The organism is Cryobacterium sp. CG_9.6, assembly GCF_029893365.1.
Lineage (GTDB): Bacteria > Actinomycetota > Actinomycetes > Actinomycetales > Microbacteriaceae > Cryobacterium.
Window position 1 is genome coordinate 279,597 of record NZ_JARXUZ010000001.1, and the last position, 17,752, is coordinate 297,348.

Genomic DNA, 17,752 nt, shown 5'->3' on the forward strand with positions numbered 1-17,752 from the left:
GTAGGGCACGCCCCCGTTTGTCAGGCGGGGGACGTGCCCTACGGCATCCGTTTCACAGCTTGGGGGCGCTCAGCAGCAGCGGCCCTGGGGGTTCTTGTCCTGGCGGTCGGTCTGGTCACGCCAGAACTCGCGCTCGGTCATGGGCGGTGCTTCGTCTGCACTCGCGTGACGTGACGCGTGGTGGGCCGCGTACTTGTCGTACGCGTCCTCGCCGAGCAGGGCACGCAGGTACCAGGCGGTGCTGCTGGCACCCTTGCGCACCCGGTCGAGCACGCTCATCAGTGACCCGTTCGGGCGGGCTTCTTGTCCGCCGGCAGTGCGTTCCACTGCTTGTCGAGCGCCTTCTCGGCCGGTGTGGCGATGAAGCCCGCCGGACCGTAGATGTGCGACTGCACGGGCGGGTCTTCGTTGCTCGAATTCGACCCGGTGAGGTAGGCGCGACGGGTGGCCTGAATTGCGGTGAGAATCACAATGATGGCAAGAACCACGAACAGAATCGAGAGGAGACCCTGAATCATGGTGTTGCGCACCACGGCTTCCATCGCGAGAACGGACGTCGCGGTGCCGAAGCTCGTTTCGCCGGCGGCCAGTGCCTCAGAGAACGCCCTGTTCTGGGCGAAGTAGCCGATGCCGGGAACGGTGGAGAAGATCTTCAGGAACGAGGCATAGATCGTGATGATGGCCGTGAACCCCAGGGGAATGGCGACGACGCAGATGTACTTGAACAGCCCGCGCTTGGCGACGATGGCCATGCACACGGCCAGCGCAATCGCGGCCAGAAGCTGGTTTGCGATTCCGAAGAGCGGGAACAGGGTGTTGATGCCACCGAGCGGATCGGTGACTCCCATGAGGAGCACAGCTCCCCACGCGGCCACCATGATCGCTGTTGCCAGCCAGGCACCGGGGCGCCAGCTCGTGTTCTTGAACTTCGGGAAGAAGTTGCCCAGGGTGTCCTGAAGCATGAAGCGAGCCACGCGGGTGCCGGCGTCGACGGCCGTGAGGATGAAGAGCGCCTCAAACATGATGGCGAAGTGGTACCAGAAGGACATCATGGCCGGGCCGCCAACGAGCTGCTGCATGATGTGGGCGAGTCCCACGGCGAGCGTCGGTGCGCCGCCGGTGCGGGAGACGATGCTGGCTTCCCCGACATCCTTGGCGGTTTGGGCGAGCATCTCTGCCGTCACGTTGACGCCGGCCATTCCCAGGCCGTTCACGAAGGCGACAGCACCCTGAATCGTGCCACCGGTTGCGGCTGCCGAGGAGTTCATGGCGAAGTAGATTCCGCGGTCAATCGACAGCGCTGCAACCAGCGCCATGATGGCCACGAAGGACTCCATGAGCATTCCGCCGTAGCCGATGAAGCGACTCTGACGCTCTTTTTGAATGAGCTTGGGTGTGGTGCCCGAGGCGATCAGTGCGTGGAATCCCGAGAGGGCACCACACGCGATGGTCACGAAGAGGAAGGGAAAGAGCGTGCCGCTCACGACGGGGCCGGCGCCGGTCGTGGCGAACTCGCTGACGGCCGGTGCGGTGATCTCGGGGCGAATGATGATGATCGCCGCCGCGAGCATGCCGATGGTGCCGATCTTCATGAACGTGGAGAGGTAGTCGCGCGGGGCGAGAAGCAGCCACACGGGCAGAATGGCGGCAATGAAACCGTAGATGATGATGCCCCAGGCGATGGTGACCTTGTCGAGCGTGAAGACGGCCGTGCCCCACTCGGTGTCGGCAATCATGCCACCGCCGACGATGGCGGCGATCAGGAGCACGAAACCGATGATGGAGATTTCGCTGATCTTGCCGGGCCGGAAGAAGCGCAGGTAGCAGCCCATGAAGAGCGCGATCGGAATGGTCATCCCCACCGAGAAGACGCCCCAGGGGCTCTCGGCCAGCGCGTTTGTCACCACGAGGGCGAGGATCGCCACGATGATGATCATGATCACGAGGGTGGCAATCAGGGCGGCGGTGCCGCCGATGAGGCCAAGTTCGTCGCGGGCCATCTGGCCCAGTGAGCGTCCGCCGCGGCGCATGGAGAAATACAGAATGAGGTAGTCCTGCACGGCACCGGCGGCAACGACGCCGACGATGATCCAGATTGTGCCCGGAAGGTAGCCCATCTGGGCGGCGAGGACGGGGCCCACGAGGGGACCGGCGCCAGCAATGGCGGCGAAGTGGTGACCGAAGAGCACGCGACGGTCGGTGACGGCGTAGTCCTTGCCGTCGGCCTTGTACTCAGCGGGGGTGGCGCGCCGATCATCGGGCTTGAGCAGGTGCTTCTCAATGAACTTGGAGTAGAAGCGGTAGCCAATGAGATAGGTGCAGATGGCTGCGAACACGAACCAGATTGCGTTCACCGTTTCGCCACGCACGATGGCGAGCATGGTCCAGCTCGCACCACCGAGCAGGGCAATGGCAGACCAGATCGCGATCTTCAGCGGGGTCCAGTTGCGTTCTTCGGCCTCGTGAATTTCCGGGTCGAGGGCGACGGCAAGCTGGCCGGGAACCCGTTCCAGCTGGTCTGCCTTTTCGGCTGATTCCTTCGGTGTGCTGGACACGGCGCCCATTTCTCTCCTTTGAGAAGCTGACTAGCTGACTAGGCCTCTTAATGCCAACCTAGCAGTAAGCCTCAAGGAGATGGGGTGCCGGCGGCAGACTGGTGACGCGCACCGCGTCATCCGCTCGGCACCCCCGCCGTGTGGTGCTTGCTATCGTGCTGCGCTTAGCCTCGATCCACCGGTCGAGTTAGGGTCGTAGCGGCGCGTTAAACAGAGAATGCCACTCGGATCAGGAAAAATAGAACTTACTTAGGGTTCATTTCAACCGATTCGAGAGGCATCTCGTAGATGCAACTTTTCCACAGTTCCAGCCGCTTGTCAGCCACCTTCGATGACACGAATCTCGTGTCGTCCGCGGGGCTTGTCCCCGCGATGGCGTTGGCGGTGAAAACCGGCCTCAGCGACCTCGCCGATGCATGGCTGACCTTGCCGGGGTACTTCGGCGCGAACTCGGGGTTGAAAGTCACCGCGTTGGTCGCGGGGATGCTCGCTGGTGCCGATTCGATCGATGACATGGCGTTGCTGCGGCACGGCGGTATGAAGAAACTCTTCGTCGGGACGTATGCCCCGTCGACGTTGGGGTCGTTCCTGCGGTCGTTCACGTTTGGTCACGTCCGGCAGCTGGACGCCGTCGCCTGGCGGTGGCTGGTCAACGTCGCCGCACACACCCCGATCGTGACGGGAATCGACGACTATGCGCTGGTGGACATCGACGACACGATCAAGGAAGTCCACGGTTACCAGAAGCAAGGCTCCGGTTACGGCTACTCCGGAGTGCGCGGTTTAAACGCCCTGATCGGCATCGTCTCCACACGCAAGGCGGCGCCGATCATCATCGGGTCCCGACTGCGGAAAGGCGCGGCCGGTTCCCCGCGCGGCGCGGGAAAGTTCGTCGGGGATGTCCTCGCCACCGTGAAACGCCTCCGCAGCCAGACGGCCGGCGGCCTGGTGCTGCTGCGCGCGGACAGCGCGTTCTATGGGCACGCGGTCGTCGCCGCCGCGCACCGGGCTGGCGCAAAAGTGTCCATCACAGCCCGCATGGACCCGGCCGTTAAGCGCGCCATCGGCACGATCACCGATGACCAATGGACGACCATCAACTACACCGATGCGATCCGGGACGAGGCCACCGGCGCGTGGATCTCGTCCGCCGAGGTCGCGGAAGTCGTGTTCACCGCTTTCAGCTCACGCAAAAAGGCCGAACGCATCGTGGGGCGCCTGGTCGTGCGCCGGATCCCGGAGCTGAATCAGAAGGCCACCGAAGGGCAACCGACGCTGTTCGACACGCACCGGTTCCACGCGTTCTTCACCACCAGCGACCTGGACACCGTCACCGCGGACCAGACCCACCGGCAGCACGCCATCATCGAGCAGATTAACGCCGACCTTAAGGACAGCGCGCTGGCGCACCTGCCATCAGGTGTGTTCACGGCCAACGCGGCCTGGCTCGTGCTGGCCACGATCGCCTTCAACCTTTCGCGCGCCGTTGGTTCGCTGGCCGGCAGCGATCTCGGCAAGGCACGCAGCGGCACCATTCGTCGCAAACTCATCAGCATCCCCGCCCGCATCTCCACCTCGGCACGCAGGATCACCCTGCACCTCCCCGCCAACTGGCCATGGAAACCCGGATGGACGACCGCGTTCGCGGCGGCCTGCGGCCCGCCGCAAACCGCCACCACCTAACCACCAGCCACCCGGCGAACGAAGACTTGGAACACCACCGGCAGCAAGGCCGGCAGCCTCGCCCTGCCCGCCACCAAAAACCACGATCTGAATTCAGTGACGCCGATCAGTCAAGGCAGACCGGTGGATCGAGGCTTAGGCGCGTGCTGCCACGCGGTTCTCAGCACTGATCATCCAGGCGTACTGCTCAAGAGCAGTGATGACCGTGTGCAGAATGTCGGCGCTCGTGGGGTCTTCGTCGTCGACCTGATCGTGAACCTCGCGCATGGTGCCCACGGTTGCGTTGAGGCGCTCGGTGATGAGGTCGACCGTCTCGGCGGTGTCCACCTCGCCCTCGGGATACCCTGCGAGGGTGGTGGTCTCGGACACCGTTGCGCTACGGCCGTCGGGTGTGGCCTGAAGGGCGCGCATCCGCTCGGCAATCACATCGCTGAACTCGCGGGCGTCATCAACAATTTCATCGAGCTGAAGGTGCAGATCGCGAAAGTTCTTGCCGACAACGTTCCAGTGTGCTTGCTTGCCCTGAAGGTGCAGTTCAATCAGGTCCACGAGCACGCGCTGCAGGCTCGTCGCGAGCTCCGGTGAGGCGACGAATCCGCTGTTGCCCCGTGTGCGTACGGCGGTCTTGGTGTGGGATGTGGTGGTCATGGCTTCCCTCGTGTCTTCTCAGGTATATTGTTCGTTCTTTCCACTGTAAGCCGACGTGCGCGGCTTCGCACCCTGGGCCGCCGAGTCTGGGAGTTAGCCTGTTTGTGCGGCCCGAAAGGGGCGTTTGGCGGCGGGAATCGTCTGCGGCGGAGGGAGCGCCTAAAATAGAAGGATTGCCCTTCGGGCAGCAACCCCATTCCACCTTCGACCATTGGAGCCACCGTGGCCGCCCCCACTCGTCTCGACGCCGTCATCGCCCTTGCCCGCCACCGCGGGTTCGTCTTTCAGGCTGGTGAAATTTACGGCGGATCTCGCTCAGCCTGGGACTACGGACCCCTGGGTGTCGAGCTCAAAGAGAACATTAAGAAGCAGTGGTGGCGTTCGATGGTCACGAGCCGCGATGACGTTGTCGGCCTCGACTCCAGCGTGATTCTGCCCCGGGCGGTCTGGGAGGCATCCGGTCACGTGGAGGTCTTCAGCGACCCGCTGATCGAGTGCACGAGCTGCCACAAGCGTTTTCGCGCCGACCACCTCGAAGAAGAGTATGAGGAGAAGAAGGGCCGCGCTCCCGAGAACGGCCTGGACGACATCGCCTGCCCCAACTGCGGCAACCGTCACACCTGGACCGAGCCGCGCGCCTTCTCTGGTCTGCTGAAGACCTACCTCGGCCCGGTCGACGACGAGGCGGGCATGCACTACCTGCGCCCCGAGACCGCACAGGGCATCTTCGTGAACTTTGCGAACGTGCTGCAGGCCTCACGGTCGAAGCCTCCGTTCGGCATCGGCCAGATCGGTAAGAGCTTCCGTAACGAGATCACACCCGGAAACTTCATTTTCCGTACCCGTGAGTTCGAGCAGATGGAGATGGAATTCTTCGTCGAGCCCGGCACGGACGAGACCTGGCACCAGTACTGGATCGATACCCGCATGGCCTGGTACACCGGCCTCGGCATTCGCATTGAGAACCTGCGCCTCTTCGAACACCCCGCCGAGAAGCTGTCCCACTACTCCAAGCGCACCGTCGACATCGAGTACCGCTTCGGCTTCGCCGGCGGCGAGTTCGGCGAGCTCGAAGGTGTGGCCAACCGTGGCGACTTCGACCTGTCGACACACGCGAAGGCATCCGGTAAGGATCTGTCCTACTTCGATCAGACGAAGAACGAGCGCTGGACGCCCTATGTGATCGAGCCGGCCGCCGGCCTCACCCGCTCGCTCATGGCCTTCCTGGTGGACGCGTACCACGAGGAGGAAGTGCCCAACGCTAAGGGTGGCGTGGACAAGCGCACCGTTCTCAAGCTCGACCCGCGCCTGGCGCCGGTGAAGGCCGCGATTCTGCCGCTGTCCCGCAACGAGCGCCTCTCGCCGATGGCGCGCGAGCTCGCGGCACGTCTGCGCGAGTCGTGGAACGTGGACTTCGACGACGCGGGTGCCATTGGCCGCCGGTACCGTCGTCAGGACGAGATCGGAACCCCGTACTGCATCACGGTGGACTTCGACTCGCTCGATGACCAGGCCGTGACCGTGCGTGACCGCGACACCATGCTGCAGGAGCGCGTGCCGCTCGCCGAACTCGACGCGTACCTCGCGGTTCGCCTGCGCGGTGCCTAGACCCAAGCTTCGGTAGAGCCAAAAACACCCTCCCGTCTATCGGGAGGGTGTTTCTGTCTCCACTCAACGTGGGGTTGGCCTGTCCGGCGGCCCGAGTGGCGATCAACGCACCTTCCCGGGCGGCCGGAAGGTGCGAAGCGCGCCGGTTACACGAGAACGGATGCCGCGGCGCCGGTCACGCGGCGGGCGCGACCTCGATCAGGGTCACGCCCGGAGTGCGGTTGGGCAGGGACATGGCCGCCAGCGCGGCGGGTGCCTCCGACAGAGGGATTCTGCTCTCGATCAGGTCCTGCGGACGCAGCCGGCCGCTCAGCACCAGCTCGAGCAGTGCCGGGTAGTCCCGGGCCGGCATGCCGTGACTGCCCAGAATGGCGAGTTCCCGGGCCACCACGAGTCCGAGCGGAAGACGCGGGTCCTCCTCGAGTAGACCAATCTGCACATGGCGTCCGCGAATGGCGAGGGAGCGGATGGCGATGCTCACCGTGTTGCCGTGCCCAAGCGCCTCCACGGCCACCTGCGCTCCCGAATCATCTGGAGTGAGTGCCCGAATCCGGGCCACGACCTCGGCATCATCGAGCCCGGAGGCGTTCACCGTGTGGGTCGCACCCGCCCGCGTTGCCGCCTCGAGGGCGGCGTCGCTGATGTCGACGGCAATCACATCGGCACCCAGGGCGCGGCCGATCATCACCGCAGACAGGCCAACGCCGCCGCAGCCCACCACGACAAGAGTTTCGTCGGGCTGCAGACGAGCCTGGTGCACGAGGCCGCGGTATGAGGTGGCAAAGCGGCAGCCGAGCAGGGCGGCCGCGCCGGCGTCGAGGTCGTCGGGAATCGCGATCAGGTTGAAGTCCGCCTGATGCAGGGCCACCCGCTCGGCGTAGGAACCCCAGTGGGTGAAGCCGGGCTGGGTCTGGTTTCGACACACCTGACCGTTGCCGCTGTCGCACTCCGGGCATTCGCCACACGCGCAGACGAACGGAACGGTCACGCGTTGGCCCACGCGAAAGCGGCGCACGAGCGGACCGATCGCGTCGATCGTGCCCACAAGTTCGTGCCCCGGAACATGCGGCAGCGCAATGTCTGCGTCATGGCCCATCCAGCCGTGCCAATCACTGCGGCAGAGGCCGGTGGCTTCGACCCGCACAATGACGCCCGCGGCGCTCAGGAGGGGTTCGGGAACCTCACGCACGACCGGCAGCTCGCCGAATTCCTCGAAATAGACCGCTTTCATGTCCCTAGTCTGCCTGATCCCCCTGTCAGCGCGGTGTTTGCTCACCGTGGTGACCGCCGCACGGGTGCCGAGAGGCTGTCGCGGCACTTGTTTGGCAGCGCGGCACTCGTTCACACGAGTGCCGCGCGCCTGGACGAGTGCCGCGACGAGAAATAGAGCCCGGCAGACGGCCCCGGCCAACCACGCTACTGACCAGCCCGAATGCAGCCGAGACGGTTACAGTTGCCACATCGCATCACCCACCTGACCGAAGGACAAGATTCATGAGCAGGCAATTCGAGGTCGTTTTCGAGGGTGAATTTCCCGGCACACCCGAGCAGGTCTGGGAGGCCGTCACCACACAGGCGGGGGCGTGGCTGTTCCCGTCCGAAGGGATGGAGGGTACGGACATGATCTCCGAGCGCCCCCACCACCGCATCAACCGCATGGACGGACCCGACGGCTGGTTCAACGTGCTTGAGCAGGTCATTGAGGAGCGTCCCCATGGCCACTCCTTCATGCGCTGGGTGCACAGCGGCGTGTTCCTCGACGGGCAGGACGAGCAGAACACGGCCATCCAGCTGCACACGAACTTCTACATGCACACCCTCGCGCAGTATCTCCAATACTTCGCGGGCCGCCCGGCCGTATTCGCCGATATTCAGGGACCCGACGCGTCCGCGGACCAGGATGCGTTCGAGGTTGTGCGGGCCGCACTCGGCCTGGACGCTGGCACCATTGCCGGGGATTCAACCTATATGGCGCTCCCCGGCGAATCCAATCCCGGTGCCTTCGTCGACCACGCGAGTGAGCACTTCATCGGGCTCCGCACCGACACCGCGCTCTACCGCTTCTTTGGGCGCAACGCGTTCGGTGGCACGGTCGGCATGACCGTTCATCACTTCGGCGGTGCCGACGAGACTTTGATCGAGCATGAGTGGCACGAATGGCTCGGTTCCCTCTTCGACTAGCGAAGGTTCCCGGCCCGGTTGCGAAGCAGGTTCGCCCGCCGGGTCAGGAGGCTGCGGGAATGGCGTCCTCAGCGGCATCCGCTGCTGCGGCCGCGGACGCGTCTGACGACGCCTCGAGGTCGACCTTCACACCGAAAAGTGCGTCCAAGCCCGTGAGGTACGCCTCCTGCTCGCCCGCGCGAGCGAGCTCACGAGCACGAACCATGGGGGTATGCAGAAGCACTCCGGTGAGGTGACGAAGCGCTTGCTCGGTCTGTTCGCTCGAGTCGCCACGGCTGCGTGCCCGGGCAATCTCGGCGTCACGCAGTTCAAAAATGTAGGTGCGCAGCGCCACGACGGCCGGAGCGAGGCTCTGTTCTTCGGCTACGGCCGAGAACTTGCGAGCGGCGCGACTCACCAGCTCGCGAGCCTCATCGGTGGCGTTGAGTTCCTCAAGCGGTGCGTGGATGCTGATGGTCTCGAGGTCGAGAAGTTCAACTCCCAGCACATCCACCACGTTCGGTGCCACGTTGCGCGGCAGACCCAGGTCGATGATGAGCTGCGGCGGGGCCTCCGGAGCGGCGTCGGCCGGACAGAGTGAGACGACGTCGCCTGCAGTTTCGAGGCGGCGGGCGTTCACGCCCACAGCGGCGCGTCCCGTGAGGATAAGGTCGGCATCAATGACGTGGTCTTCGCTGAGCGTGCAGGTGACCACCACATCGGCGCGGGCAACCTCGCCGGCGAAGTCGGCCGTCAGAACGGCCTCAATACCGTGCGACAGCGCGAACTTCTGTGCCCGACCGGACGGCGAGTAGACGCGCACGTTCTCGGCCCCACGGTCGCGGAGAGCAGCCAGGGAAGCGCCGGCGTAGCGGCCGGTACCCACGAGCAGAACACGCGCCTCGGCCCAGTCACTGACCCGGCTCTCGGCAAGCTCCAGCGCGAGCCGCACGAGCGAGCGTCCGGCCGAACCTAGACCGGTACGGTTTTTCACGCCGCGCGATGTCTGCGAGGCGCGCTGAAACAGTCGCTCCAGCTCGGGACTCGTCGTACCGGCTGCCCGGGCCTGCTCGAGGGAGCGGCGCACCTGACCGGCAATCTCGCCCTCACCCACAACGACGGATTCGAGTCCACTGGTGACGGCGAACAGGTGCTCGGCAACGTCATTGCCATGCACCAGTGTGAGTGTGTCGCGCAGAACATCTTCGGAGACTCCCGTGTTCGCGCTCACGGCCTCAATTGCCGCATCCACAGCGGGGAGATGCGAGACACCAAATGGCGCATTGAGATCGAGGTAGGCCTCGAAGCGGTTGCATGTTGCCACGATCACCGCGCCGCTGAGGGCAGTGTGCTTGGACACGATGTGACTGGCTGTCTCATCTCCGCCCACAGACAGCATCTCCAGCACGTCGAAGCTGGAGTTCTTGTGGCTGGCGGAGAGCAAAATTAGCACTCTTGAAGTGTAGAGCGTGACCCTGTGAGCTTCGACTCGTTGATTTCAGGGTTCTTTGAGAGAATGTAGCCGATGATCCTCGACGCGCAGCACCCTCTGTCCTCCGGCGTCACCGCCGATTCCCGCCTGATCCGGGCCTATCAGGGTACCCGCCCCGACGTGACACCCGTGTGGTTCATGCGTCAGGCCGGTCGATCGCTGCCCGAATACCGCGACCTGCGCGTGGGAACACGCATGCTCGACGTGTGCCTCGACCCCGAGCTTGCGAGCGAAATCTCGTTGCAGCCGGTACGCCGCCACAACGTTGACGCGGGCATCTTCTTCAGCGACATTGTTGTTCCGCTCAAGCTCGTAGGCGTCGACGTGGAAATCGTTCCCGGCAAGGGTCCTGTTCTTGGCAAGGCCGTTCGGACGACAGCGGATGTCGACGAGCTGACCGCCCTCGACCCGGCGGTTCTCGATGAGGCACTGGCTCCCATCCGAGAGGCCGTCGGCCTCGCGGTGGCCCAGCTCGGTTCCACTCCCCTGATTGGATTCGCTGGCGCCCCCTTCACGCTGGCGGCCTACCTCGTGGAGGGTGGCCCGTCCAAGGACCACATGCACGCACGCTCCCTCATGCACTCCGACCCGGCCGCCTGGGAGAAGCTCATGCAGTGGACCGCGGATGTGACCGGCCGTTTCCTGCGTGCCCAGGTGGTTGCCGGCGCCAGCGCTGCGCAGTTGTTTGACTCGTGGGCCGGAGCGCTGTCTCTGGCCGACTACACGGCATCCGTGGCCCCGGCCTCGGCCGCCGCCCTCGCTCACGTGCGTGGCCTCGGCTACACCGAGCACGGTGCGGGCGACGGTGCGGTGGAACGCACCGTTCCCATCGTGCACTTTGGTGTTGGCACCGGCGAACTGCTGAAGGCAATGCACGACATTGGCGCGGATGTGGTGGGAGTGGACTACCGCGTACCCCTCGATGAGGCCAACCGTCGGCTCGGTGGCGGTGTGCCGATACAGGGCAACGTTGACCCGGCCCTGCTGATGGCACCGTGGCCCGTGCTGGAAGCGCACGTGCGCGACGTGCTCGAACGCGGTCGCACCGCACCATCTCACGTGCTGAATCTCGGCCACGGTGTTCCCCCGGAGACCGACCCCGACGTGCTGACCCGGCTGGTCTCGCTCGTGCACTCCGTGAGCGCCGAGAACTAGACCGCCATGTACGACGTTGTCGTCATCGGCGGAGGAATTGCGGGCCTCGTCGCTGCGCGCGCCTGTGCCCGCCTTGGCCTCAGCGTCGACATCCTTGAGGCAGCGGATGTCGTGGGCGGCCCGGTTGCCGGCCACGAGGTGGCTGGACTCCGCCTCGACAGCGGCGCGGAGAGCTTCGCCGTGCGGGGCGGAACGGTGGCGGCCTTTGTCGAAGAGCTGGGCCTCACCGACGAGATTGTGTACCCGAATGTTGCCGGAGCCTGGCTGCACCTGCCCGCGCTGAAGAATAGGGGAGCGCGCTCGGTGAGCGTGCCGTTGCCCAAGGCCGGCGTGCTCGGCATTCCCGGTTCTCCGCTGGCTGACGACGTGCGACGCGTGGTGGGGTGGAGTGGCGCGCTGCGCGCCTACGCTGACCGGCTCATGCCCGTGCTCACCATTGGACGCGAACACAGCCTCGGTGACCTCGTGGGCAAACGCATGGGACGCCGAGTTCTGGACCGCCTGGTGGAACCGGTCGCCTCCGGCGTGTACACAACCACGAGCCGTGAACTTGAGATTGACGTGGTCGCCCCCGGACTCAACCGTGCGCTCACGACCGCAGGTTCGCTCAGTGGCGCCGTCTCCGCCCTGCGGGCAGGTGCCCCGGCCGGGTCCAACGTGGGTGGGCTGCGGGGCGGCATGTCGCGACTGCCCGCCGCACTGGCCGCCGACCTCGAACATTTCGGTGCGGTGATCGAAACCGGTCGCTCGGTGACGAGTCTGCGGCGCCGAGACGCCGACGCCGACGGAAGCTGGGTGATTGCGCTGACCCCGTCCGACGAGGCCACCAGCCCCAGCACCGATGAGATGGAGCGCACAGCGCGCTTTGTGATCGTAGCGACCCAGGGTAAACAGGCGCTTCGGCTTCTGGCCCCGCTCGGTGAACACCTCGATGCGCTCAGTGAACTGGACTGGCCGGGACCAACCGCTGTGACGCTGGCCACACTCGTTCTTGACGCTCCCGAACTCGATGCTCAGCCACGCGGAACCGGTGTGCTTGTGGCTGCCAATGCTCCGGATGTGACGGCGAAGGCGCTCACCCATGTCACCGCAAAATGGGATTGGGTGGCGGAGGCCGCCGGTGCCGGACGCCACGTTGTGCGATTGTCCTACGGACGCGCCGGTCAGGCCAATCCGGCCGAGACGCTGACCGACGAGGACTTTCAGGAGCTTGCCCTCCGCGATGCCTCCACTCTTTTGGGTGCATCGCTGTCGGCGAGCATGGTGCGGGGCTTCGCCCGCACGGAGTGGCGCGATGCGATCTCGCCCGCCACCATCGGGGCACCGGAGCGGGTGGCGATCGTGCGCGAGGCGCTGGCCGACACTCCCGGGCTGGAGGTTACGGGCGCCTGGCTGGCCGGAACGGGACTGGCATCGGTGATACCGGATGCCCTCGCCGCCGCGGCCCGCATCCGACAGGCATCGCTCGGTCTCTGAGTCGCACCTGGCGGCGTGCTCCCCGGTCAGCGGCCCTCGTTTCGGCCTCATATGCCGTGCATTATTCTGGCCACTGGCGTTATTGTGGGTAACTGAACCTCGAAGAATGGAGTCTCAATGCGTGGAAAGCTTCTGTTCATCATGGGCGGACTAGTTGGTTACGTGCTGGGTGCACGCGCCGGCCGCAAACGTTACGACCAGATTAAAGCCGGTGCTACCGACCTCTGGAACGCCCCGCCGGTTCAGCGTCGAGTGACCGAAGCGCGCGACTTGGGCCTCGAGCTTGTGGGCGACGTTCCCGGTGTGCTCTACGACGCCGGCAAAAAGATCGTCACCTCTGTGGCCGGAAAGTCCTCGTCGAAGAACACTGCGACCGGCACCTCCGCCACTGGCACCTCCGCCACTGAGCCCAGCGGCCGCTGACTCGAGCGGCGCATCACTGCGCACCGAGTTCAGTACCACCGAGCTCAGCACCATCTTGTTCAGTACCACCTCGTTCATCGCACCGGGAAGGGTCATCCGTGACTACTAGTGGGTTCAACCCGAAGAGCAAACGATCCTTGATCACCCTGCTCGCAGAGCTTCCTGGGCAGATCAGTGATCTGGTCAAGGCCGAACTCGACGCCTTCAAGGCCGAATTCGCCAGTAAGGCCAAGAATTTCGGCGTCGGAGCCGTGCTCTTTATCGTGGCCGCCGCAATTGGGTTCTTCGCGCTCGGAGTGCTGATCGCCCTGCTAATCATTGTTTTCGATCTGTTCCTGCCGCTGTGGCTTGCCACCCTCATCGTGTTCGCTCTGCTGCTCGCGATGGCAGCCGTGCTTGTGCTCGTGGGAATCAACCGGGTCAAGGCCGCAACCGCGCCTGACCCCGCGGGTGTGCATGCGAGCCTCCGCAACGACGTTGACGCACTCAAAGGGGTTGGACGTTATGAAAACTGAGAACACACCCGGCAAGCCCGCCGTGAACAAGCCCGGCACCGACCTTTCTGCTGCCACTCATTCGCAGAGCACAGCGGAGCTTCGAGCGGAAGCGATGCACGCCAGAGCGCAGCTCGCGAGCACGCTTGACGCGATCGAACTCAAGCTCAATCTTCCGAAACAGCTGAGAATCAAAAAGCGACGCTTTCACCTGTCTATGCTTCGGCTCGGTGACGATAATCCGGTTGCCCTCGCTGGAATTGCCCTCGGTACCGCGCTGTCAGTAGGTACCGTCGTGTGGTTGGGTGCGCGAGCGGTGCTGTCCAAGCGCTTCTAGGCATCCGTTTGATGGCCGTGGAGCCATAACTTTGCCTGTGAAGGTGTGCGGTGCGTGAAGATCGCATTTTGTCGCTGGACCCTTTCGGAGCAGACTAGGGTTATGACTCACCCGGCTGCCGGAGAGGCAGTAGACCCTACCCAGACCGCACCTTCCACAACTAGCGACGCTCCCGAAGCTTCGCCTCAGGGATTCACTCTCTTCACGGTGTTGCGCAAAGATCCGCACAACCCCGACGACCTCGACGGTCACGATGTTCCGCGCGCCGTCGCCGAGCTTGATGACATTGTCGCGCTGGTAGAAGCCGAGGGTGTGACCGTGCGTGGCTTCTACGACGTGTCCGGTCTCAAGGCCGATTCCGACCTGATGGTGTGGACTCACGCCCCCGAGGCCGAGACCCTGCAGTGGGCCAATCGCGAACTACGCCGCAGCCGCCTGCTCAAGAGCCTGCTGCCTACGTGGAACGCCATGGGTGTTCACCGTGAAGCCGAATTCAACAAGAGCCACGTTCCGGCCTTCCTGCGCGGTGAGGCTCCCCGAGCCTGGCTCACCGTGTACCCGTTCGTGCGCAGCTTTGAGTGGTATCTGCTCCCTGACGCCGACCGCAGTCGCATGCTTGCCGATCACGGTCGCAAGGGTGCCGCCTACCGCGGCGCACTCGCCAACACCGTGTCGTCCTTCGCGCTCGGCGACTACGAGTGGATCCTTCCCATCGAAAGCGACGAGCTGGTTGAGCTTGTTGACCTCATGCGCGGCCTGCGCGACACCGAAGCGCGCCGCCATGTGCGTGAGGAAATTCCGTTCTATACCGGTCGTCGTATTACGACAGCCGAACTCGTGGAGGTGCTTCAGTAATGACTGAGTACGACGCTATTCTTCTCGCCGGCTTCGGCGGACCCGAGGGACAAGACGATGTCATTCCCTTCCTGCGCAACGTAACCCGCGGTCGCGGTATCCCCGAGAACCGCCTCGAGGCTGTGGCTGTTCACTACCGCCACTTCGGCGGCGTGAGCCCCATCAACGACCAGAACCGTGTGCTTCAGATTGCCCTTCAAGCCGAGCTCGACGCACGCGGCATTGCTCTGCCCGTGATCTGGGGTAACCGCAACTGGGCACCGTACCTAAAAGACACCATCAGCGAGGCGCACGATGCGGGCCAAGACCGTCTCCTCGCCATCGCCACGAGCGCGTACAGTTCCTACTCCGGCTGCCGCCAGTACCGTGAGGACTTCGCTGCCGCGCTCACCGACACCAACCTCGAAGGCGTCGTTCACATCGACAAGGTGCGCCAGTTCTTCGACCACCCCGGCTTTGTCGCTCCGTTCGTCACCGGAGTGCAGCAGGGCCTGGCGGATGTTGCCGCTCAGCTTCCCGGCATCGACCTGGCTACCGAGGTGGAGGTGTTGTTCTCCACCCACTCGATCCCCATGACCGACGCCAACAAGAGTGGTCCGCCCGAGCGTGGATTCGGTGAGGGTGGCGCCTATGCCGCCCAGCACATGGCCGTGGCGCAGACGGTCATGAAGGGCCACACCACGCCGTGGCAGCTGGTGTACCAGTCCCGCAGCGGGCCGCCCACCATGCCCTGGCTCGAGCCCGACATCAACGACGCCATTGCGCTGTTGCCGGCGCGCGGCATCCGTGCGGTGGTTATTGTTCCGCTCGGCTTCGTGAGCGACCACATGGAAGTGATGTGGGATCTCGACAACGAAGCCATGGAATCCAGTGAGAAGCACGGCATCTTTGCCGTCCGCGTTCCCACACCCGGCGTTTCTCACGAGTTCGTCAGCGGCCTCATCGACCTCGTTGAGGAACGCCTGAACGACACCCCCAATGAGGAACGCAAGTCGGTCACTGATTTGGGTCCCTGGTACGACGTGTGTCGGCCCGGTTGTTGCGAGAACGTGCGCTTCGGATTCAAGCCGGCCGTTGCAGGAATGGTTCCGTGAGTGTAATTCGCGTTGGAACACGCAGTAGCGCTCTCGCGCTGGCGCAGACGACGACGATCGCCAACCGCATCGCCAACTCGTCGGGGTCCGAGGTGCAGATCGTGCCGATCGTCACCCACGGTGACACGTCGACCGACTCGCTCTCGAGCCTCGGCGGGACGGGTGTGTTTGCGAGCGCGCTGCGTGAGGCGCTGCTGAACGACGAGTGCGACCTCGTCGTGCACTCGCTCAAGGACCTTCCGACGGATGCCTACCCGGGCCTCTCCCTCGGCGCCATCCCGAAGCGAGCGGATGCCCGCGACGTGCTGTGCGCCCGTTCGGGCTTCACGCTCGACACGCTTCCGGAGGGTGCGCGCGTGGGAACAGGTTCGCCGCGCCGGATGGCGCAGCTTCGGGAGCGTCGCCCGGACCTCACCATTGTGGATATTCGTGGCAACATCGACACCCGACTCGGACGCGTCGTTGAGGGTGACCTCGACGCCGTCGTGCTGGCAGCAGCCGGCCTCGGCCGTCTGGGCAAGCTCGACGCTGCGCAGTCTGAAATTCTGGAACTCTCGGACTGGCCCACCGCTCCGGGCCAGGGAGCCCTCGGCATTGAGGTGCGCAGCGGCAAGCTCGATCGGGTGCTCGCGTCGGCGCTGCAGTCCATCAACCACGTGTCCACGGAGGCCGTCGTCTCGGCTGAGCGGCTCGTACTGGCGCGGCTTGAAGCGGGCTGCGCCGCACCGGTCGGTGCCACCGCAGTGCTCGACACCGGACTGTTCTTTCTCACCGCCACGGTCTACAGCCCCGATGGCAGTCGACGCATCACCAGCTCGCACGCGGCCACACCCGAGTCCCACTCCGCTGCGCACCTGCACGACGCGGCACAGGACATTTCCGAACGTGTCGCAGTCGACCTGCTGGCCGGTGGCGCGGCCGAATTCGCCCCACTGAAAGTGACCACGTGAATCCTCGACATTCTCTGCCCAAGCCCCTCGCCGGATGGCGAGTCCTCGTCCCGCGCGGCGGGCCCTGGGGCGACCAGGTTGCTGCCAACCTGAGGTCCAAGGGTGCGCACCCGATCGTGGCCCCCATGATCAACTTTGCGGCGACGGACGATGCTCCGGCCCTGAACGAGGCGCTGGCGCGTCTCGCCGCTGGTGAGTTCGACTGGATGACCATCACGAGTGCCACCACCGTGGATGTTTTGCAGTCCCACCGTGCCGTGGTCGGCCCCGGCACCCGCATCGCTGCCGTGGGTGAAACAACGGCAGCGGCGCTCGTTGCGGCCGGATACCACGTGGATATCGTTCCCTCCGAGGACAACTCGGCCCGCGGACTGCTCGCCGAGTGGGAGAGTGCCACCGCCGGCGTCATCCCCCTGCGGGTGCTCACGCTGCGCAGCGAGATCGCCAAGCCGCTCCTCACCGAGGGGCTCCGACGCATTGGACACGATGTGGAATCCGTCGTGGCGTATCGCACCGTTGGCGTTCCCGTGAGCGACCAGGTCGTCGCCGACGTGAAGGCTGGCCTTGTGCAGGCGGTGCTCGTGACGAGCGGCAGTGTCGCCCGCCAGGTTCAGGATCAGTTCGGCTCTATCCCCGAGAACACCCTGGTGGCCTGCATTGGTCCGCAAACCGCCAAGGATGCGCGGGTCATGGGTCTGCGCGTTGACGTGATCGCGACGGATCGCACCGCCGAATCGCTCATTGAGGCGCTCGTAACCGCGGCCGTTGCAACGGCCGTCTCCGCGGTTGACGCGCACTGACAGCGCGCGCCGACCCTGTGCG

At 64.8% G+C, this 17,752-nt stretch carries 17 protein-coding genes; 12 read left to right on the forward strand and 5 right to left on the reverse strand.

Annotation, left to right across the window (positions count from 1 at the left end; all coding sequences use genetic code 11):
- Nucleotides 1-69 precede the first annotated feature (69 nt).
- Nucleotides 70-279, reverse strand: coding sequence for a YbdD/YjiX family protein (locus H4V99_RS01300; RefSeq protein WP_280674839.1), 210 nt, complete (start codon nucleotides 277-279; stop codon nucleotides 70-72).
- The gene (locus H4V99_RS01305) at nucleotides 279-2,564 is read right to left on the reverse strand and encodes a carbon starvation CstA family protein (RefSeq protein WP_280674840.1); all 2,286 of its coding nucleotides are present in this window, start codon (nucleotides 2,562-2,564) and stop codon (nucleotides 279-281) included. The genes H4V99_RS01300 and H4V99_RS01305 overlap by 1 nt, the downstream gene beginning before the upstream one ends.
- Nucleotides 2,565-2,843: 279 nt before the next feature.
- Here H4V99_RS01305 and H4V99_RS01310 point away from each other — a divergent pair, with 279 nt between their 5' ends.
- Nucleotides 2,844-4,238, forward strand: coding sequence for an IS1380 family transposase (locus tag H4V99_RS01310; protein ID WP_280674841.1), 1,395 nt, complete (start codon nucleotides 2,844-2,846; stop codon nucleotides 4,236-4,238).
- Between the two features lie 135 nt (nucleotides 4,239-4,373).
- On the opposite strand, the gene H4V99_RS01315 is transcribed toward H4V99_RS01310, so the two are convergent.
- Nucleotides 4,374-4,886 (reverse strand): DNA starvation/stationary phase protection protein, encoded by a 513-nt coding sequence (locus H4V99_RS01315; protein WP_280674842.1) that lies wholly within the window; start codon nucleotides 4,884-4,886, stop codon nucleotides 4,374-4,376.
- A 222-nt stretch (nucleotides 4,887-5,108) separates the two neighbouring features.
- Between H4V99_RS01315 and H4V99_RS01320 the strand changes: the two genes are divergently transcribed.
- Entirely contained in the window at nucleotides 5,109-6,494 is a 1,386-nt protein-coding gene (locus H4V99_RS01320; protein ID WP_280674843.1) for a glycine--tRNA ligase, read from the forward strand.
- 175 nt (nucleotides 6,495-6,669) lie between these two features.
- Here H4V99_RS01320 and H4V99_RS01325 read toward each other — a convergent pair whose 3' ends face one another.
- Nucleotides 6,670-7,725 carry a zinc-dependent alcohol dehydrogenase family protein gene (locus tag H4V99_RS01325; RefSeq protein ID WP_280674844.1) on the reverse strand — a complete coding sequence of 352 codons (1,056 nt, stop codon included), beginning with the start codon at nucleotides 7,723-7,725 and terminating at the stop codon, nucleotides 6,670-6,672.
- A gap of 263 nt (nucleotides 7,726-7,988) precedes the next feature.
- Here H4V99_RS01325 and H4V99_RS01330 point away from each other — a divergent pair, with 263 nt between their 5' ends.
- Nucleotides 7,989-8,675 carry an SRPBCC domain-containing protein gene (locus tag H4V99_RS01330; protein WP_280674845.1) on the forward strand — a complete coding sequence of 229 codons (687 nt, stop codon included), beginning with the start codon at nucleotides 7,989-7,991 and terminating at the stop codon, nucleotides 8,673-8,675.
- A gap of 43 nt (nucleotides 8,676-8,718) precedes the next feature.
- On the opposite strand, the gene H4V99_RS01335 is transcribed toward H4V99_RS01330, so the two are convergent.
- Nucleotides 8,719-10,107, reverse strand: coding sequence for a glutamyl-tRNA reductase (locus H4V99_RS01335; protein ID WP_280674846.1), 1,389 nt, complete (start codon nucleotides 10,105-10,107; stop codon nucleotides 8,719-8,721).
- Between the two features lie 72 nt (nucleotides 10,108-10,179).
- On the opposite strand from H4V99_RS01335, the gene hemE reads away from it, so the two are divergent.
- The 9 genes from hemE (at nucleotide 10,180) to H4V99_RS01380 (ending at nucleotide 17,730) form a co-directional block, all read left to right on the forward strand.
- Entirely contained in the window at nucleotides 10,180-11,301 is a 1,122-nt protein-coding gene (gene hemE, locus H4V99_RS01340) for a uroporphyrinogen decarboxylase (protein WP_280674848.1), read from the forward strand.
- Nucleotides 11,302-11,307: 6 nt separating this feature from the next.
- Nucleotides 11,308-12,777: a protoporphyrinogen oxidase gene (gene hemG, locus H4V99_RS01345; protein WP_280674850.1), complete on the forward strand. Its 1,470-nt coding sequence runs from the start codon at nucleotides 11,308-11,310 to the stop codon at nucleotides 12,775-12,777.
- 117 nt (nucleotides 12,778-12,894) lie between these two features.
- The gene (locus tag H4V99_RS01350) at nucleotides 12,895-13,200 is read left to right on the forward strand and encodes a YtxH domain-containing protein (protein WP_280674852.1); all 306 of its coding nucleotides are present in this window, start codon (nucleotides 12,895-12,897) and stop codon (nucleotides 13,198-13,200) included.
- Between the two features lie 98 nt (nucleotides 13,201-13,298).
- Entirely contained in the window at nucleotides 13,299-13,715 is a 417-nt protein-coding gene (locus tag H4V99_RS01355) for a phage holin family protein (protein WP_280674854.1), read from the forward strand.
- Nucleotides 13,705-14,031 (forward strand): DUF3618 domain-containing protein, encoded by a 327-nt coding sequence (locus H4V99_RS01360; RefSeq protein ID WP_280674856.1) that lies wholly within the window; start codon nucleotides 13,705-13,707, stop codon nucleotides 14,029-14,031. Before H4V99_RS01355 ends, H4V99_RS01360 begins: the two co-directional genes overlap by 11 nt.
- A 102-nt stretch (nucleotides 14,032-14,133) precedes the next feature.
- Nucleotides 14,134-14,886, forward strand: coding sequence for a hydrogen peroxide-dependent heme synthase (gene hemQ, locus H4V99_RS01365; protein WP_280674858.1), 753 nt, complete (start codon nucleotides 14,134-14,136; stop codon nucleotides 14,884-14,886).
- Nucleotides 14,886-15,980 carry a ferrochelatase gene (locus H4V99_RS01370; RefSeq protein WP_280674860.1) on the forward strand — a complete coding sequence of 365 codons (1,095 nt, stop codon included), beginning with the start codon at nucleotides 14,886-14,888 and terminating at the stop codon, nucleotides 15,978-15,980. The genes hemQ and H4V99_RS01370 overlap by 1 nt, the downstream gene beginning before the upstream one ends.
- Entirely contained in the window at nucleotides 15,977-16,930 is a 954-nt protein-coding gene (gene hemC / locus H4V99_RS01375) for a hydroxymethylbilane synthase (RefSeq protein WP_280674862.1), read from the forward strand. The genes H4V99_RS01370 and hemC overlap by 4 nt, the downstream gene beginning before the upstream one ends.
- Complete coding sequence (locus tag H4V99_RS01380; protein ID WP_280674864.1) at nucleotides 16,927-17,730, forward strand: uroporphyrinogen-III synthase; 804 nt, start codon at nucleotides 16,927-16,929, stop codon at nucleotides 17,728-17,730. The genes hemC and H4V99_RS01380 overlap by 4 nt, the downstream gene beginning before the upstream one ends.
- Nucleotides 17,731-17,752: the final 22 nt, after the last annotated feature.